We start from the raw sequence: 18,651 nt of genomic DNA, 5'->3' as shown, positions 1-18,651 counted from the left end.
TTATACTGTTAGCATTTGCTTTTTCCTAGCGATATGCCTATGCATGTGTACGCCTTACTGCTTGCACATATTTTCTTAGCGTAGCTACAGATACATTATATATATTTCCTAGTTCGGCCTGTGTCATTTTATTTTTTTTCTCACTGCGGACAATATATTCAATTGCCGCTGACCATCCAAATATATTAGTAAAAGCCGTATCGGAAGTATATAAACGTATGAAAGTACAGAACCAAAAATGTAAGCACTCTTCAATTAATTCATCTTCTTTATTTGTGTAGTTATATAAGATATCCGCAATTCGAATACATTGTTCAAATGGCTTTAGTTCAGATGGAATACTCTTATGACTACCAAGTAAGAAGAAGCATTTTGCAATTTCTGACACAATGGGAACACCGTTCTTCGCCTGTACAATATCAAAGAAAAAACCAATTTTTTCAGGCGTTGTCAGTTCATTCATTAAATATAGCGCTAACATTTGCTCTTCTAACGTTGTACTTTCTTGAAATGTTTTACGCAATTCTTCAAATAAAACTTTTTGCCCTTCATCAGCTAAATTCAAGGCATTCCAAGGTTCTTTTCCCTTTTTATCAGGGTGTAACTCTACCACTGACTGCCACATTCTCTCCGCTGTACGATAATCTTTTACCATATAAGAAGCGTATGCGAACCAATAATAAAAGCTAACATCACCATCATATCCTTGACGTTTCAATAGCTTTAACCATTTATAAGCATGCTCAAAATGACCGATAGTTGCAAACGTTGTTCCTAATTTTAATCGATGTTCAAATGAAATTGGATATACAGATTTCATTTGTTCTGCTAGCGCTTCTACTTGCTTATGTTCTCCAATTGAGTATAGAAAAATAAGTGTGTTACAAAGAGCATGCATGTTGCCGGGATTTTTCTCTAAAATCATTTCTGTTAACTTCAGCGCCTGATCTACATTCCCCGACTGAAAATGAGCAATTGCTAAATTATTATAACCGGACCAAAATTCCGGATAATCCTTCGTAACAATTTCTAAAGTAGCAATCGCTTCTTCTAATTGACCATTACGAATGTAACGATTTGCTTCTTCCTGCATCACAATCAGTTCGTCTTCATCTTCCATCTCTTCAGCATCCCATGATTCCTCTTCCATAATTTCAAGTAATTCTAACGTATCTTCTACAAATTCCTTTTCAGTTGCAATTTCTAAATATTGCTCCGCATATTTTTTTGCCTGCTGAAATAAGCCAAGATAGGCATAATTATTCGCGATAAAATAATAGCACTGTTCAATCTCAGAATGAGAACGAATCAATTTTAGAAGAATTTGATTCGATTCTTGATATTCACCAGCCTCAGATAACACAGTTGCTAATTGGCATAAAATAAACGGCTCTTTCTTATTTTGTGCCGCTCTACGAAAATATTTAATCGCATCTTCTAATTTATGCCCTTGATACGCTTTCATCCCTTTTTTATAAAAGAAATCCGCTAATTGATGAAAAGAGATAACTTGTCCATTCTCCTTATATATTCTTTGATTTTTCCCCATAAATCCTCCAGTTTTTTGTTTTCTACGTTCACACATTATTCTATCTTTAAGTATAAACGATTCTTAAAAAAACAAAACAGTATATTATAATCAATTATTTCCTTTTTATTCATCAAAAGAGAAAGAAAATGTTACATTTTTAACTTTGATCTTCTTTCGTATAAATAATACGCATCGGATTCCCACCTACAAACGCACCTTTTGGAACATCGCGGTGAACGAGCGTACCCGCGGAAACAATAGCACCATCCCCAATTGTAACGCCTGGTAATATTGTTGAATTTGCCCCAATCATTACTTCATCTCCAATGATTACTTCACCAAGTCGATATTCAGTAATTAAATATTCATGAGCTAAAATTGTCGTATTATAACCAATGATTGAATTTGCTCCAACTGCAATCTTTTCTGGAAACATAATATCCGGCATTGCCATAAGCGCAAATGCGGTTTGTTTTCCTACTTCCATTCGCAAAAACGTGCGATATAGCCAATTTTTTACCGTTAAAAATGGTGTATAACGCGCAATTTGAATTACAATAAAGTTTTTCATGACCTTCCAAAATGATACGGTTTTATATACATTCCATAATGAATTTGCTCCTGAAACAGGGTAGCGCGTTGTCCGTCGCACTTTCACACACTCCCTCTCTCCATTATTCAGATAAAATTGATAATAAATCACTCATTTTATTTAGTACGTAGTCTGGTTTATAGGATTCTAAATATGCTCTTCCTTTAATGGTCCACCCTACCGCTGCTGTTTTTGTACCAGCATTCTGTCCACCTACAATATCATGATGATTATCGCCAACCATTAATGTTTCTTTTGGTTTTGCATCTAATAATTGAAGAGCTTTTTGAATTGGCTCAGGATGCGGTTTCACATGTTCTACATCGTCAATTGTGACCACCACATCAAAAAATTCATTTAGCTTGGACAAATTCAATCCCATTTCCACTGTTTGTCTTGCTTTTGTTGTGACAATCCCAATTTTATAACCCTTTTCTTTTAATGTTTGAACTGTCTCATAAACAGTTTCATATTCTTCTACTAGTTCATCATGGTGATCGTGATTAAATTGGCGATAGCGTGTAATCATTTCCTCTACTTTCCTTTCATCAATAGAATGAAATGTTTCCTGTAAAGATGGTCCAATAAATGGTAGGACATCTTCACGCTTATACTGATTCGGGTAATATGTATTCAAAGTGTGTAAAAAAGAAGAAATAATGAGTTCATTTGTATTAATTAACGTTCCATCTAAATCAAATAGCACTGTATTGATCTTCATCTTTCTCATTTTCCTTTCTGTTTCAGCTGTCTCAATACGAAAGAAGCAGCATCCTCTATAAGATGCTACTTTCTTCTACTTTTCTAAATATCTTTTATCAGCTTGCCCCGCTTTACGTCTTACAATAATAAAAATAATTGAAATAATAATAAGCCCAATAGACATCACTTGCGCAATACGAAGCGGTCCTAACATTAAACTATCTGTACGCAGTTCTTCTACAAAGAAACGGCCAATTGAATACCAAATTAAATACGTAAAAAACAATTCACCACGGCGTAAGTTTGCTTTTCGCAATAACAATAATAAAATGACTCCAGCAAAATTCCATAATGATTCATATAAGAACGTTGGATGATAATAGACACCATCAATATACATTTGATTCACAATAAAATCCGGTAAGTGCAAACCTTCTAAAAACTGTCTTGTCACTTCGCCACCGTGGGCTTCTTGGTTCATAAAATTGCCCCAGCGCCCAATCGCTTGTCCAAGAAGGATACTTGGTGCCGCGATATCCGCTAACTTCCAAAATGAAATTCCTTTTACTTTTGCATAAATAATTCCCGTTATGACAGCTCCAATTAGACCACCATGAATGGCTAATCCACCTTGCCGAATATTAATAATTTGAATCGGATTTTGCATATAGTATTCCCATTCAAACGCAACATAGTATGCTCTTGCACAAATAATCGCAATTGGCACTGCAAATAAAACAAGATCGACAAATGTATCCTTCGGAATACCTAATCGTTCTCCTTCGCGAGTAGCCAGCCAAAGTCCGAGTAGAACACCAGTCCCAATAATAATCCCATACCAATAGACGGGGAATGGTCCAAGCTGAATTGCTACGCGGTCTAACTGCGGTACAGACCCTAAAATCATATGTATGACCTCCTTTTGTGCCTACTCCTGATTTCCTAATTCAATCGCACTCATTAATCGTTCTGAAAATTGCTGAGCGGCATTAACTCCCATACGTTTTAACCTAAAATTCATCGCCGCTACCTCAATAATGACCGCTAAGTTTCGGCCCGGGCGAACCGGAAGTGTAATCTTCGTAAGTTCTGTATCGATAATCTTCATTTTCTCTTCATCAAGACCTAGGCGATCGTAGTTTTTATTTTGGTCCCAAATCTCAAGATTAATAACAAGCGTAATACGCTTATAATTTCGGACAGCACCTGCACCAAATAACGTCATAACGTTAATGATACCTAAACCACGAATTTCTAATAAATGTTCTATTAAATCTGGAGAACTTCCTACTAATGTATCTTCATCTTCTTGACGAATTTCTACACTATCGTCAGCTACTAGACGATGGCCACGCTTGACAAGTTCAAGAGCCGTTTCACTTTTCCCAACGCCACTTTGACCTGTAATTAAAACGCCAACACCGTAAACGTCTACTAATACACCATGAACAGCTGTTGTTGGTGCCAACTTTCCTTCTAAGTAGTTCGTTAAACGACTTGATAATCTCGTTGTCGTTTGGGAAGAACGTAACAATGGCACACTTGATTCACGTGATGCTTGTAATAATTCCTTAGGTACATCTTGATTACGCGTAACGATAATACAAGGTGTTTCTTCTGTACAAAGTGCCTTCATTCTTTCTTGTTTTTGATCATTTGTTAACGTATCAAAGAAAGTAAGCTCTGTTTTTCCAAGAAGCTGAATACGATCTGCTGGATAATAAGTAAAAAAACCTGCCATTTCAATTCCAGGTCGCGATAAATCACTTGTATCAATCGGACGATGAATTCCTTCTTCACCACTTACGAGTTCCAATTGAAATTGTTCAATTAAATCCTTTGTCCTTACTTTCGGCATATATAAACCTCCACTCCGCTGCGGGCTCATTCTCATTTGATGTACAATTCCATTCTAACGGATATTGTACCATTTTTTTCTGAAAACAAGAAATAAGGTTTCTAACAAATAGAAAAAAACATTTCATAGCACAAATGAAATGTTTTTCTATTTGTCACGTTTCTATTTCTTTTCAGATAATGGCTCCACAATCACTTTATCAATCAGCATGTTCAGAATAGAAATACAAATGGCTGCAAGAATGGCCACGCCAAATCCAGATATATTAAAAGCATCGCCTAATAATGAATCTGTTATTTCTAAAGTAATCGCATTGATGATAATAAGGAAAAAGCCAAATGTGAGTACCGTAATTGGTAATGTAATTAAAATTAAAAATGGTTTTACAACTACATTTAAAATCGCCAAAATAATACTTGCAATAATAGCTGTTTGAATGTTTTCTATGTAAAATGCGTCTGGTGCGATTCCTTTTAAAAGACCGGATACAACAATTAATACTACGCTATTTACAAGAAGTGATAGAATCCATCTCATTTTCTTACACATCCTTTTACTATATATATTTAATCATACGCTAATAGACTATAAACGCCAAGTACGAATCCAAACGAGAAAACTTCTATAACAACTTATTCTATCCTTCTCTCTTGTATACCCACTTCTCTTCTCACCAATGATTACGAGTAAAATATGGGCCATGCCATCTTGCTTCATGGGTTTTCACATACGTCCACGTAAAATCATCATCTACAACATATATATCTCCTTTGAACAAATCATCTGTTTCTCGTAACAGATCATGAGCATGTAGTGCATTTGCATCTTTTATTATGAGCATCTCATTGCAATGTTGATAAAAGATATAACAACTATTTTTCCTTTCACCATGAAATGCTTGCTCTGCCTGTTCACCTTCTAAATACCGCTTCTTCTCATAACTAAACATATACCATAAGTAGCCACATGCATCACGATTACTATATAGACCCATCTCTTCTTTTTCTTCTTCGCTTAAATGACTTGCAAAGTGACTTGCCCATCGCTTTCTAAAGTATGGGCCCCACTTCGAAATTTCTCTTACCTTTATTTTTTTATGTTTCAATCTATCTACAAATTCCATCCTATACTCCTCAAATATAAAGCAAAGAGCTAGCCAATCAGCTTAGCTCCCTACCTCCACTTCTTTTATTTTCTCTTTCATGCGGGCTGTATCACGTTCTAAAATCCCTTTTAAATATTTACCTGTGTACGAACGCTCTTCTTTTACGACTTGTTCTGGCGTTCCTGAAGCGACGATTTGTCCACCTTTATCTCCACCCTCTGGACCAAGATCAACAATGTAATCTGCTGTCTTAATCACATCTAGGTTATGTTCAATCACAAGTACTGTTTCACCGCTTTCAACAAGACGTTGCAGCACTTCAAGAAGGCGCGCAATATCATGTGCATGTAAGCCCGTTGTCGGTTCATCTAAAATATATAGTGTACGTCCTGTAGAACGACGATGCAATTCAGATGCTAGTTTTACACGCTGCGCTTCGCCGCCTGATAACGTCGTAGCTGGCTGTCCGAGCTTCATATATCCGAGCCCAACGTCTACAAGCGTCTGTAATTTCCGTTTAATTTTCGGGATATTCGCAAAGAATTCAACTCCGTCTTCAATTGTCATCTCTAATACTTCTGAAATGTTCTTATCTTTATATTTTACCTCTAACGTTTCGCGGTTATAGCGTTTGCCATGGCACACTTCACACGGAACATATACATCCGGTAAGAAGTGCATTTCAATTTTGATAATTCCATCACCGCGGCAAGCCTCGCAACGCCCACCTTTTACGTTAAAGCTAAAACGACCTTTTTGATAACCGCGTACTTTCGCCTCATTCGTTTGTGCAAACACATCACGAATGTCATCAAAAACACCTGTGTATGTTGCTGGATTAGAACGAGGTGTCCGTCCGATTGGTGATTGATCAATATCAATTACCTTATCCAAATGTTCAAGACCTTTAATTTCTTTGTGAGCCCCTGGCTTACTTTTTGCTTTATATAGTTTCTGTGCTAAAGACTTGTACAATACTTCATTAACCATCGTACTTTTACCAGAACCAGATACACCAGTTACTGCTACAAAAGTGCCGAGCGGGAATGACATTCTTGCATTCTTTAAATTATTTTCTTTCGCACCAATAATCTCAATTTTACGTCCGTCCCCTTTTCTTCTTTCAAGCGGAACAGGAATAAACTTTTTCCCACTTAAATATTGACCAGTTAATGAATTCCCGTCATTCATTACTTCTTCTGGCGAACCAGCTGATACAACTTGTCCCCCATGAATACCCGCGCCAGGACCAATATCAATCAAATAATCTGCCGCCATCATTGTATCTTCATCATGTTCAACAACAATGAGCGTATTTCCTAAATCACGCATGTCTTGCAATGTATGAATAAGGCGATCATTATCGCGCTGATGTAACCCAATGGACGGTTCATCTAAAATATAAAGAACGCCAGTAAGACGAGAGCCGATTTGTGTAGCGAGGCGAATGCGCTGCGCTTCACCGCCTGACAACGTCCCTGCCGCACGACTTAGCGTTAAATAATCGAGCCCGACATTATTTAAGAAAGTGAGCCGCTCTTTAATTTCACGTAAAATTTGGTAAGCAATTTTCGCTTGCTTTTCTGTCAGTTCAATCTTTGAAAAGAAATCATATACTTCTTGCACAGAGTACTTCGTCACATCAGCAATTGTTTTTCCGCCTACGAATACAGCTAAACTTTCCGGTTTTAAACGACCGCCTTTACATTTTGGACATGCTTGCTCCGCCATATATTTTTCCATTTGTTCACGAATATAATCAGAACTCGTTTCCCGAAAGCGGCGTTCAATATTCGGAATGACTCCTTCAAATACAATTTCGCTTTCTTTCACTTGCCCAAAGTCATTGACATAACGGAAATAAACCTTCTCTTCTCCACTTCCATACAGCACCTTATCAAACAACTCTTTTGGAATGTCTTTTACCGGTATATCCATATCGATACCGTAATGTTTGCATACAGATTGTAATAATTGCGGGTAATATTGTGAACTTGTCGGTTCCCACGGAGCAATGGCATGCTCATTTAAAGATAAATCCCAGTTTGGAATCACAAGTTCTAAATCTACTTCTAATTTTGAACCAAGTCCATCGCAAGTTGGACATGCACCAAATGGACTATTAAATGAGAACATGCGCGGCTCTAACTCGCCAATTGAGAAACCGCAATGCGGACATGCATGATGTTCACTAAATAACAGTTCTTCCTCGCCAATTACATCGATTAACACACGCCCCCCGCCTAGTTTCAGCGCACTTTCAAGCGAATCAGCAAGACGACTTGCAATTCCATCTTTTACAACGATACGATCGATGACAACTTCAATGGAATGTTTCTTATTTTTATCTAATGTAATTTCATCAGATACATCAAGCATTTCCCCATCCACACGAACACGTACATATCCTTGTTTCTTAATATCTTCTAGTACTTTCACATGAGCGCCTTTACGCCCTGATACAATCGGCGCTAATACTTGTAATTTTGTACGCTCTGGATATTCAAGAACACGGTCGACCATTTGCTCTACTGTTTGGGAAGTAATTTCAATCCCATGCTTCGGGCAGATTGGTGTCCCAATACGAGCAAATAATAAACGTAAGTAATCATAAATTTCCGTTACTGTTCCAACTGTTGAACGCGGGTTACGGCTCGTCGTTTTCTGGTCGATTGAAATCGCTGGAGATAAGCCTTCAATCGTATCGACATCAGGCTTATCCATTTGTCCTAAAAATTGACGCGCATACGCAGATAAAGATTCCACATATCTGCGTTGCCCTTCTGCATAAATCGTATCGAATGCTAACGATGATTTCCCTGAACCAGATAGCCCTGTCACAACAACAAGTTGATTTCTCGGAATGGTTACATCAATATTTTTTAAGTTATGCGCTCTCGCACCTTTTACAACGATATGGTCTTTACTCACTCTCTTCACCCTTCCGCTTTTAGTTCTAGTATTACATCTCTTAACTCAGCCGCACGCTCGAAATCTAAAGCTTTTGCTGCTTCCTTCATTTCCTCTTCCATCTTCGCAATTGTTTTTTCTCGTTCTTTCTTTGTCAGTTTCTTCGTTGGTGTCGTTTCATATACTTCTGTTTCTTCCGCCGCTACTGTCGCACGAATCACATCGCGCACTTCTTTTTGAATTGTTTTTGGTGTAATGCCATGTTCTTCATTGTAAGCTTCTTGTTTTTCACGGCGACGTTTCGTTTCAACAATGGCGATCTGCATCGATTTTGTTATACGATCTGCATACATAATGACGTGACCGTTCTCATTACGCGCCGCACGGCCAATCGTTTGAATAAGCGATCGCTCTGAGCGCAAGAAGCCTTCTTTATCCGCATCTAAAATCGCAACAAGCGATACTTCTGGAATATCAAGACCTTCTCGCAATAAGTTAATTCCAACAAGTACGTCGAACTTGCCAAGACGAAGATCACGAATGATTTCAATTCGCTCAAGCGTTTTAATTTCAGAATGCAGATAGTTTACCTTAATCCCGATATCTTTTAAGTAATCTGTTAAATCCTCTGACATTTTCTTCGTTAATGTCGTAATTAACACGCGCTCATTTTTCGCAATTCGATCTTGTATTTCTCCTAATAAATCATCAATCTGTCCTTCAATTGGTCTTACTTCAATTTTTGGATCTAAGAGCCCAGTTGGACGAATAATTTGCTCTACAACTTCTGGCGCATGCTCTAATTCATATGGACCTGGCGTTGCCGAAACATATATAATTTGATTCGCCTTCTCTTCAAACTCTTCAAACTTAAGCGGTCTATTATCTAAAGCTGACGGCAAGCGGAACCCATGATCAACAAGCACTTGCTTACGCGCCTGGTCACCGTTATACATCGCTCTTACTTGCGGAACTGTTACATGAGATTCATCCATTACGATTAAAAAGTCCTTCGGAAAATAATCTAATAATGTATATGGCGTTGAACCAGCAGGACGGAGCGTTAAATGACGGGAGTAGTTTTCAATCCCTGAGCAAAATCCCATCTCACGCATCATTTCTAAATCGTAACGCGTCCGTTGCTCGATGCGCTGCGCTTCTAACAGTTTCCCTTGCTCATTTAATTCTTTTAAACGTTCTTCTAATTCTTTTTCAATATTTTCAATCGCGACTTTCATCTTCTCTTCACGTGTAACGAAGTGAGATGCTGGGAAGATTGCTACATGCTCACGTTCTGCCAATACTTCACCTGTTAATGCATTCACTTCTCGAATGCGATCAATCTCATCTCCAAAAAACTCAATTCGAATGCAATGTTCATCAAGAGATGCTGGAAAAATCTCTACGACATCACCGCGAACGCGAAATGTTCCGCGCTGAAAATCAATATCATTGCGTCCATACTGCACATCAACGAGCTCGCGCAGCAATTGATTGCGATCTTTCTCCATGCCAACGCGCAGTGAAACGACAAGCTCACGATACTCTTCTGGAGAACCTAAGCCATAAATGCAAGATACACTTGCTACAATAATGACATCATCACGCTCAAATAAAGCTGACGTTGCCGAGTGGCGCAGCTTATCAATTTCGTCATTAATTTGTGCATCTTTTTCAATAAACGTATCGGTTTGTGGCACATATGCTTCCGGTTGATAATAATCGTAATAACTAACGAAATACTCAACTGCATTGTTTGGAAAGAAATCTTTTAGCTCGCTATACAGTTGTCCTGCTAATGTTTTATTATGAGCCATAACAAGTGTCGGCTTTTTCACTTCTTTAATTACATTCGAAATTGTAAATGTTTTACCCGTTCCTGTCGCTCCAAGCAACACTTGATGTCTCTTACCGTTTTGAATTCCCTCGACAAGCTGCTCGATTGCTTTCGGCTGATCACCCTGCGGGGAGTATTCTGAAACAATTTCAAATTCACGTTCCACCAAATCCGACCTCCTCTAAAAAATTTGTATTCCCATTTTACCACGAATACCCATAAAAAGACCAAGAAAACGAACAAATATTCGGTGAAATTTTCGACAATACATAATGAAAAAAGAAAAAAGCTGCCTTCATCACATTAAGAAAGCAGCTTTTCTTTCCCCTTCTTTTTCTTCGGAAAAATTACATATGAAAAAGTAATAACCGTATCAATTAAAAAAACAATTCCCCACACTCGGCTGAAACGACTTGCCGATTTATCTAAAACAATTCCTTCGTCCAACCAATTCTTCCATTCTTCCAATGGGGCAAGCCCATATATAAAGAAAAAGATCATATGGACAGTCATAAATAAAATAAGATGTAATCCCCACTGTCCTAGTTCTTGTTTCGCATAAGCCCATCCAGTCAATTCTGACGCCTTTTCCATAGGAGGCACCGGCTCATTTCGCCATTTTGCAATAAGTTTTTGTACCCACATATCTAATTTTCGCAAATCCTTTTTTCCATATAAAAGTGCATAGATTAGTATAATCATGGTGATGAGTTGAAAGTTTGAAAACTTACCTGTTTGATAGTAATCAAGAACGCCTAGCGCGAGTATAAATAATTCGTTTAAAAGTAATACAATACCCGCAATAAAACTTGCTTTCCGAAGCCGAAACCCATACCGCAAAATAAAAAATCCAATCGCCGATATCCAAAATACAATTTCCGCGCCAATTAAAAAGTACCACCTATATTCTATCAGTATACTCATCTTCCTCGCTCCCTTTCATCGTATATCCGAAAAGCTTCATCCATATATACGAAAAACTCTTCCTCCATTGGATACATGTTCATATTTTGCGAGCCCTCTTTTGATTTCCGCACTTCCCATAATTTATCTAAAAAGGCTTCATCTCCATCCGCCATCGCCAAACATTTCATCATTAATTGCTTCGTAGCTTCCTGCACATCATCATGGGATGGCTCCTTCCCTTCTTTCATAAATCCACGTAACTGTTTAAATAATTCTATCCATTCCTGAACTTTTTCATTATCTTCACTCATATTTGGTAATTTCTCAAGAAGCTTTTTTTCTTCCTCTGAAAATACCTGTTGTTGAAATTGTCCACGTATATGCGGGGACTGCTTTGAAAGTTGAATCAGTTCAAACATGACCTTCCAATTTAATTCCCCTTCTAACTCCGTAGAATATATGACAGCTTGTAGCATTTTCTCCATTCGTTCAAATTTCTTTTGCTCCCCTTGAACAAATTTCAGCTGCCTTTCTAGCGACTCCTTTAAGCTATATTGATCTGTTACTAACATATTCATAATCTCTTTTAATGAAAAACCCATTTCTTTTAAAAATAAAATTTGCTGCAACCGAATGACATCCACTTCACTATATAACCGATGACCTCCATCCGTTTTGCCACTTGGCTTTAATAAACCGATTTGATCATAATAACGAAGCGTTCTCACCGTAACCCCAGTCTCCTTAGTCAGTTCCTGAATCGAAATCATCCTCATTCCCCTTTCCATTCCATTGTAAAACATGACGTAACGTAACTTTCAAGGTATTTTGTAAAAAAATAACATAGATTGAAGGTGGTGGTAAATAGAGTGAGGGGCGCGGGGATGGGATCGGGTTCAGGTTCAGGCATGGGCTCGGTACATGAAATTCAACATTTCGGCAGCATCCTTGTCGGTACATGAAATTATATCGGCGCTTAAGCCTCTTTTATCAGCGCAAAATGAAAAATATCGGCGCTTGAACCACTGTTATCGGCGTTTCGACAGAGAATATCGGCGAGTCGACAAATCACGACAAGAAAACAGCAGCTCTCACCTATCAAAAAGGATTCATTCAATTACATAAAAAGGAGGCATATAACTTACGCCCCCTTTCTCTATATCACATAAACTAAAATGTACCCAAGAATAGAAAGAGAAACGGAGCCAATCATCCCTGCTACAAATGCTTTGCTTCCTAATTTACGGAACGCTTTACATTCTACATTTAATCCGAGCCCTGCCATCGCCATCGCAATGAGCATATAGGCAATGACGACAATGTAACTCGCAACAAGCTCTGAAACCACTCCAAGTGAATGCACCGCGCTCATCGCTAAAAATCCAAAAATGAACCATGGAATTGGAAGATCACGCCACGACCTTTTTTGCTTGCTGTCCTCGCTCTTTCCGAACCATAGACCAATTAAAATGGCTACTGGTACAAGCATAGCAACGCGCGTTAGTTTTACAATCACTGCAATATCAACAGCTGTACTTCCTCCTGGCGCGGCCGCAGCAATGACGTGTGCAATTTCATGTAGCGTCGCACCAGAAAAGACGCCATAACCGTATGGTGATAAAGGAAGCACTGGATATAATAAAGTATAAATGAGTGTAAATATTGTACCTAAAATTGCGATGATTGCCACGCCAACTGCTGTTTCATCGTCCTTCGCTTTTACTTGCGGCGCAATAGCCACGACTGCTGCCGCGCCACAAATTGCCGTACCGCATGCCGTTAAGATTCCTATTTTCTTATCTACTTGGAATATCCTCGTTAACCCATATACAACAAAGATCGTAAAGGTAATAATAATTACAGCTATCACTAACACCTTTGGCCCTGCCTTCGCAATATCAATTAAATTTAAACGCATCCCGAGCAAAATAATGCCAAAGCGAAGCAACTTCTTACTCGCAAAATTCGTACCCGCAATCGCTTCGGAAGGTAGACCAATTCTTGCTCTCCAAATCATCCCAATTAAAATAGCAATCACTAATTGCCCCATTATATTGAAAAGGGGAAAATTGGCTAAATATTTTGCAGCAATCGCAATGAATAACGTAATCCCAATTCCTTTCGAAAAACCAAAACGCTTTCTCTTTTGTATAGCAACTGTTTCTTCCACTTCGTACCACTCCAATAGTCATATTGGAACATGCATGTTCTATCTATTTACATTATAGAAGAACTTTAATAATAAGTTTAATACCAATATATAATCCCAATCATAAAAAAAACTTATGATAAAATGAAATGAAGAAGCGCAGGTAGCTTACTTTAAAAAAAAGTTTCATAATAAAAATACAAAGGGAGTCATACAATGAATGTCGACATTTTAAAAATATTCGTTACGGTCGTAGAACAACAGCATTTTTCTCGTGCTGCAGATTTGCTCAACCTTTCTCAACCAGGGGTTAGCATGCATATTCGCAATTTAGAAAATGAATTTGGCACGACACTGATTCAACGTTCTCCAAAGCATGTCCAAGTCACAGAAGCTGGCAATATTTTATATACCTATGCAAAGCAAATACTCTCTCTTTATGACGAAGCAAAGCAGGAAATTAACGAGCTACATAACGTTGTAACAGGAACTCTCCGCATTGGTGCTAGTTTTACAATTGGCGAATACTTACTTCCTAAAATATTAGCGCCCTATGCTAAAGAAAATCCTTATGTCGAAGTGCATACGTTCATTTCCAATACAGAAGAAGTACTTCAAAGCCTTCGCTCGAATCAAATTGATATTGGTTTAGTAGAAGGACAAGTTGTATATGCCGACATAGACGTAGAACCCTTTATGCAAGATGAAATGAAGCTCATCGTTCCACCAAATCATCCATTGCTTTATATAAATGAAATAAATGAGCATACATTACAAGATCAAGTTTGGATTTTACGAGAAAGTGGATCTGGAACACGCGCTTATAGTGATCGCTTTATTCATCAGCATCATTTAAAGATGAAACGGTTCTTTACATTTAGTAGTATTCAAAGTGTGAAAGAAGCCGTTAGCGCTGGGCTTGGTATTGCTATCCTTTCTAACTGGACCATTCGAAAAGAGTTACAAGCAAAAGAGTTGTTCCATATTGCCCTTCCCAATGAGAAGCTTATTCGCCCCTTCTCGATTGTCCGCGGTAAATATTTTACTCCGTCCAAAGCTATTCAAGTCTTTCTAGGTCATGTACAGTCTTTTACAAACAAACAAGGTTGACCTTTGCACGAATGTAAAGGTTTATACTGTATATGAAAGCAGGGGCGTGCATTGCGAATTGGAGAATTAGCTAAACAAACTTGCGTAAGTGAACGATCATTACGATATTATGAAGAAAAAGGATTGCTGCCTTCCAAGCGCCTCGCCAATGGATATCGTGATTTTGATGAGAGCGCTATCAAGGAGGTAGAGCTGATCCAAATGTATGTAAGGATTGATTTAAATTTAGAAGAAACGGCACAAATGCTACGCTGCCTAGAAATTGAACCAAATCTTTATGAAAATCCATGCAGTAGTATTCTGACACTGTATGAAGATAAACTGACTGAAGTAACAAGGCAAATTTCATTACTCTCTACCATTCAAACAAATCTACAAAGGCACGTTTCACTCCTAAAACAAGCAAAAGAAAAGGAGTGATTCTATGTTCGTTATACACGGAAGTTCCCGACCAAATGGAAATACAGAAACTCTTACACATGCGATGATTGATAGTATTCAGGCAAAACAAATTTATTTGCGTAATTACAATATTCAACCCGTTACAGATCAACGTCATGATACGAAAGGATTTCAACCAGTCAATGATGACTATCAAAATCTCATTGAACAAATGCTAGCGCATCATACCATTATCTTCGCTACACCGCTATACTGGTATGGCATGAGCGGACATATGAAAAACTTTGTTGATCGTTGGTCTCAAAGTTTACAAGATGCATCTCTTCCTTTCAAAGAAAAAATGAAATCGAAACAAATGTATGTTGTCATTGTTGGAGGGGATCATCCAACATTAAAAGCATTACCGCTTATCGCTCAATTCCAATACATTTTTGATTTCGTCGGTTCATCATTTGCGGGCTATATAAGCGGAGAGGCTAATGCACCAGGAGACATTTCTAATGATAAAGATGCAATAACAAAAGCACAATTGTATAATCAACTAATGAAACAAAACTAACAAATAAGGAAGCTCTTCATCAGCTTCCCTATATTTCAGCAAGACATTTCATATTTCCCAAGAAATAGATAGCATTCAACATAATCTCATTGCTTTGTTTATCCATTAAAAAAGACCTTCTATTCCGAAGGTCTTTCACTTTATACAGCTTCTGTATCCCACTGATGATCTTGTTCTACAAATACAATCCCTAATTCATGATGTCCATCTGCATACAATGCCGTTTGCGCAAGACGAAGCTCACCTTTTGTATCAAGTACTTCTAGTTTACAAAACGCTCCTGTTGTCTTCGTTTGCAAAGCATCGTAAAATTCCTCTGTTGTTTTTGGAATCACACCATTTACTTTTGTAATCATCTCTCCTGGCTTTAATTGTAGTTCTGCCCCAACAGTGTTTGGAATCGTATCTAATACTACTAGTCCAGCTTCACGTGTTGCAAAATAGGCTGGGCGTGTCTCATCGGCAATTCGCTCCTGCATCGCAATTGTAAAGCGTCCAAGCATTGCGGCTCCCATCGCTACAATGGCTAATACATGCCACCAATAACTTGCAATACCTAAAACCAGCACAATTATAGCCAATCCAAATACACGTCTTCCTGTAAATAGCAGCGCTTCTCTCGGCTCATAACTTCTAATTTTCCTCATAAAACCGATTAAAAATGGAACAAGAAATAAAGAGTATGTTTGCGAACCTACTGAAACAATAGGCCACCATGAAAATAGTTGTGTTACAGCATCACCTGGAACAAGAATAAAGAGTGGAACGAGCCATATACGCTTCGATTCATGCAGTCCAATCTTTAAGCCGCGCTTACTTCTTTTTAACATCGGTGTAGAATATCGGACTGCATTCTTCGAAATTAATCGTCCCTCAATAACGAGCATAATCCCGAGTAAAATCGCAAGTGATACAATCGTCTCTTCTTCTCCTGCACCTATTTTTAGCAGAGAGATTGGTATATTTGTAGATAATAAAACGACGACAATCGCTATCCCAAATGTGTAAGCTGCCGATAAATATCGATACCAAGCCGTTAAAGCAAATATGAGTGTCCAAATGAAAATCATCCATATACTTGCCTCTGATACAACAAGTCCAAGCCCAATCGTTACAATCGATGCGAACAGCCCATATCCAATTCCAGCCAATAAAGATGTTCGCAGTTCAAACCAAAGATCATATACTTTAAAAGAAAAATCTTTTCGTTCTCTTACTATACGTAAATAGCCAACAAAAATACTACTTATTACAAATATATAGACAGCAGGATGCAAAAAAAAGCGTCCAACTGCTCGTATAATTTCAAAAGCCCACGCCTCCACGAATTCATTCACCACCATTTATATCATTCTTTCTTTTTATATTATCACAACTAAACAAGCGTTTGTTTAACACGCATAAAAAAACACAGGCATCGCATTTTGCCTGTGTTTTTTCTTATTTCGCCATTAATTTTAATGCTGCTTGCAGCTGCAAGTCATTTTCACCAGAGCGAATCTTTTCAATAATTTTATTTTGAATAGCTTCTGCTGTTTTTTTATCAAGCTCTCCCGTTGCTTCCATCTGATTTGCATTTTGGAACGCTTTAACAGCTGATTCTGTTTCTTTGCTGAAATATCCATCTTCACGACCTGGCACATATCCGAGACTTTTCAACATTTGTTGAGCATGTTTCACTTGTACATCATTTGAATTATAAGAAAGTGTCTTTTCAATTTGAATTGGTGTTGCATGATAATAATCTGGCTGCTTTACCTCTACGGTTGGGGCAATCCCTTTTTTATGAATCCAATTGCCATTCGGTGTTAGCCATTTAAACATCGTTAATTTAATATTACTACCATCTTTAAACGGAACAGCTTGTTGCACAGTTCCTTTGCCAAATGTTTTTTCACCAACTAAATTATATCCTTCTCCTTCTTTTAACGCACCAGCTAAAATTTCCGAAGCAGAAGCACTTCCACTATCAATTAATACCGAAATTGGATACGATTTTCTCTCTTTTAATGAAGTATAGAATTTCTTTTTCTCACCATTGCGTTGTTCTACTTGCAACATTGGCTTTTTATCGGTCATGATTAATCCTAAAATATCTTCAACACTATTTAAATAGCCACCTGGATTACCACGTACATCGATTATCAATCCTTTAATTTCTTTCTTTTCAAGCTCTTTTAATTGATCTTTAAACTCCTTCGCTGTGTTTTCAGAGAACGAAGTAATTTGCATGTACCCAATGTTTTTGTCCATTTCCTTCTTCACGGAACTAAATACAGTAAAAATCGGAATCTTATCGCGCTTAATTTCAAATTCGATTGGATCATTGACTCCTGCACGCTTAATTTCAATTGCAACCGTCGTTCCTTTTTTACCACGAATCTTTAACACAGCCTCTTCACGCGATAAACCTTTTACACTCTTTCCATCTACCGATAAAATTTCATCATTCGGTTTCATACCTGCCTTCTCTGCCGGTGACCCTTTAATTGGAGAAACAATAATCAATTTGTCATCTGTTTTGTTCACTTCTGCTCCAATTCCTTCTAGTTCGGGATCAAGAGCTTCATTAAACTGTTTTGCTGTCTTTTTGTCCATATACGTGGAATAAGGATCTTTCAGAGTAGATAACATTCCTTGTATCGCACCCTCCACAAGCTTGTCATCCTTCACGTCTTCCACATAACGCGAATGAATCAATGCGTACGCTTCACTCATTTTTGCTAAATTCTCTTGTGTAGTGCCAGCACGATCGTTTGTTATTGTTTGCGCAACATATGACGGGTTAATACCAAACAGATACATACCCGCAAACATTCCACCAGCACCGATTAAAAATGTAACAATCATTCCAATAATCGCGACTCTACGTTTCAATGCGGAATTCCCCTTTCCAAAACACACAGGTGGTGTAGCAAAAGGCATCACACATTGTGTGATGCCTTTACCTATTTCTACTATATGATAAGCTTGTACGAATTATGTTTGCA

The 18,651-nt window shown here is 37.9% G+C and carries 17 protein-coding genes; 3 read left to right on the top strand and 14 right to left on the bottom strand.

Annotated elements, in window-relative coordinates:
* Positions 1–37: 37 nt before the first annotated feature.
* The 12 genes from MR058_RS10025 to MR058_RS09970 all read right to left on the bottom strand — a co-directional run bounded on the left by MR058_RS10025 (position 38) and on the right by MR058_RS09970 (position 13,611).
* A complete protein-coding gene (locus MR058_RS10025; protein ID WP_242143856.1) occupies positions 38–1,549 on the bottom strand; it encodes a tetratricopeptide repeat protein in 1,512 nt (503 codons plus the stop codon).
* A 139-nt stretch (positions 1,550–1,688) separates the two neighbouring features.
* The gene (locus MR058_RS10020) at positions 1,689–2,183 is read right to left on the bottom strand and encodes an acyltransferase (protein ID WP_242143855.1); all 495 of its coding nucleotides are present in this window, start codon (positions 2,181–2,183) and stop codon (positions 1,689–1,691) included.
* A 22-nt stretch (positions 2,184–2,205) separates the two neighbouring features.
* Positions 2,206–2,844, bottom strand: a complete 639-nt coding sequence (gene ppaX / locus MR058_RS10015; protein ID WP_242143854.1) for a pyrophosphatase PpaX — start codon at positions 2,842–2,844, stop codon at positions 2,206–2,208.
* Positions 2,845–2,919: 75 nt separating this feature from the next.
* Entirely contained in the window at positions 2,920–3,732 is an 813-nt protein-coding gene (lgt, locus tag MR058_RS10010; protein ID WP_242143852.1) for a prolipoprotein diacylglyceryl transferase, read from the bottom strand.
* Positions 3,733–3,753: 21 nt separating this feature from the next.
* Positions 3,754–4,683: an HPr(Ser) kinase/phosphatase gene (gene hprK / locus MR058_RS10005; protein ID WP_242143851.1), complete on the bottom strand. Its 930-nt coding sequence runs from the start codon at positions 4,681–4,683 to the stop codon at positions 3,754–3,756.
* Positions 4,684–4,845: 162 nt separating this feature from the next.
* Positions 4,846–5,220: a phage holin family protein gene (locus MR058_RS10000; protein WP_242143850.1), complete on the bottom strand. Its 375-nt coding sequence runs from the start codon at positions 5,218–5,220 to the stop codon at positions 4,846–4,848.
* Between the two features lie 133 nt (positions 5,221–5,353).
* The gene (locus MR058_RS09995) at positions 5,354–5,806 is read right to left on the bottom strand and encodes a DUF4275 family protein (RefSeq protein WP_242143849.1); all 453 of its coding nucleotides are present in this window, start codon (positions 5,804–5,806) and stop codon (positions 5,354–5,356) included.
* 42 nt (positions 5,807–5,848) lie between these two features.
* Positions 5,849–8,719, bottom strand: a complete 2,871-nt coding sequence (gene uvrA, locus MR058_RS09990; RefSeq protein ID WP_242143848.1) for an excinuclease ABC subunit UvrA — start codon at positions 8,717–8,719, stop codon at positions 5,849–5,851.
* A 5-nt stretch (positions 8,720–8,724) separates the two neighbouring features.
* Entirely contained in the window at positions 8,725–10,701 is a 1,977-nt protein-coding gene (gene uvrB / locus MR058_RS09985; protein WP_242143847.1) for an excinuclease ABC subunit UvrB, read from the bottom strand.
* A 137-nt stretch (positions 10,702–10,838) separates the two neighbouring features.
* Positions 10,839–11,459 (bottom strand): hypothetical protein, encoded by a 621-nt coding sequence (locus MR058_RS09980; protein WP_242143846.1) that lies wholly within the window; start codon positions 11,457–11,459, stop codon positions 10,839–10,841.
* A complete protein-coding gene (locus tag MR058_RS09975; protein ID WP_242144088.1) occupies positions 11,456–12,217 on the bottom strand; it encodes a MerR family transcriptional regulator in 762 nt (253 codons plus the stop codon). The genes MR058_RS09980 and MR058_RS09975 overlap by 4 nt, the downstream gene beginning before the upstream one ends.
* Before the next feature lie 380 nt (positions 12,218–12,597).
* Positions 12,598–13,611: a YeiH family protein gene (locus MR058_RS09970; RefSeq protein ID WP_242144087.1), complete on the bottom strand. Its 1,014-nt coding sequence runs from the start codon at positions 13,609–13,611 to the stop codon at positions 12,598–12,600.
* 195 nt (positions 13,612–13,806) lie between these two features.
* Here MR058_RS09970 and MR058_RS09965 point away from each other — a divergent pair, with 195 nt between their 5' ends.
* Genes MR058_RS09965 through MR058_RS09955 form a run of 3 tightly spaced genes read left to right on the top strand, consistent with a single transcriptional unit; the run spans position 13,807 to position 15,661 of the window.
* A complete protein-coding gene (locus MR058_RS09965) occupies positions 13,807–14,700 on the top strand; it encodes a LysR family transcriptional regulator (protein WP_242143845.1) in 894 nt (297 codons plus the stop codon).
* A 51-nt stretch (positions 14,701–14,751) separates the two neighbouring features.
* Positions 14,752–15,120 (top strand): MerR family transcriptional regulator, encoded by a 369-nt coding sequence (locus tag MR058_RS09960; RefSeq protein ID WP_242143844.1) that lies wholly within the window; start codon positions 14,752–14,754, stop codon positions 15,118–15,120.
* Positions 15,121–15,124: 4 nt separating this feature from the next.
* Positions 15,125–15,661 (top strand): flavodoxin family protein, encoded by a 537-nt coding sequence (locus MR058_RS09955; RefSeq protein ID WP_242143843.1) that lies wholly within the window; start codon positions 15,125–15,127, stop codon positions 15,659–15,661.
* 140 nt (positions 15,662–15,801) lie between these two features.
* Here MR058_RS09955 and MR058_RS09950 read toward each other — a convergent pair whose 3' ends face one another.
* Both MR058_RS09950 and MR058_RS09945 read right to left on the bottom strand, forming a co-directional pair.
* Complete coding sequence (locus MR058_RS09950) at positions 15,802–17,004, bottom strand: PDZ domain-containing protein (protein ID WP_242143842.1); 1,203 nt, start codon at positions 17,002–17,004, stop codon at positions 15,802–15,804.
* A gap of 97 nt (positions 17,005–17,101) precedes the next feature.
* On the bottom strand, positions 17,102–18,538 hold the full coding sequence (locus tag MR058_RS09945) for a S41 family peptidase (protein ID WP_472927008.1): 1,437 nt from the start codon (positions 18,536–18,538) through the stop codon (positions 17,102–17,104).
* Positions 18,539–18,651 lie beyond the last annotated feature (113 nt).

It is taken from the genome of Bacillus cereus group sp. BfR-BA-01430, from assembly GCF_022663115.1.
Lineage (GTDB): Bacteria > Bacillota > Bacilli > Bacillales > Bacillaceae_G > Bacillus_A > Bacillus_A cereus_BD.
Note: the sequence above shows the minus strand (reverse complement) of the source record. Positions and strands in the feature narration are given on the sequence as shown.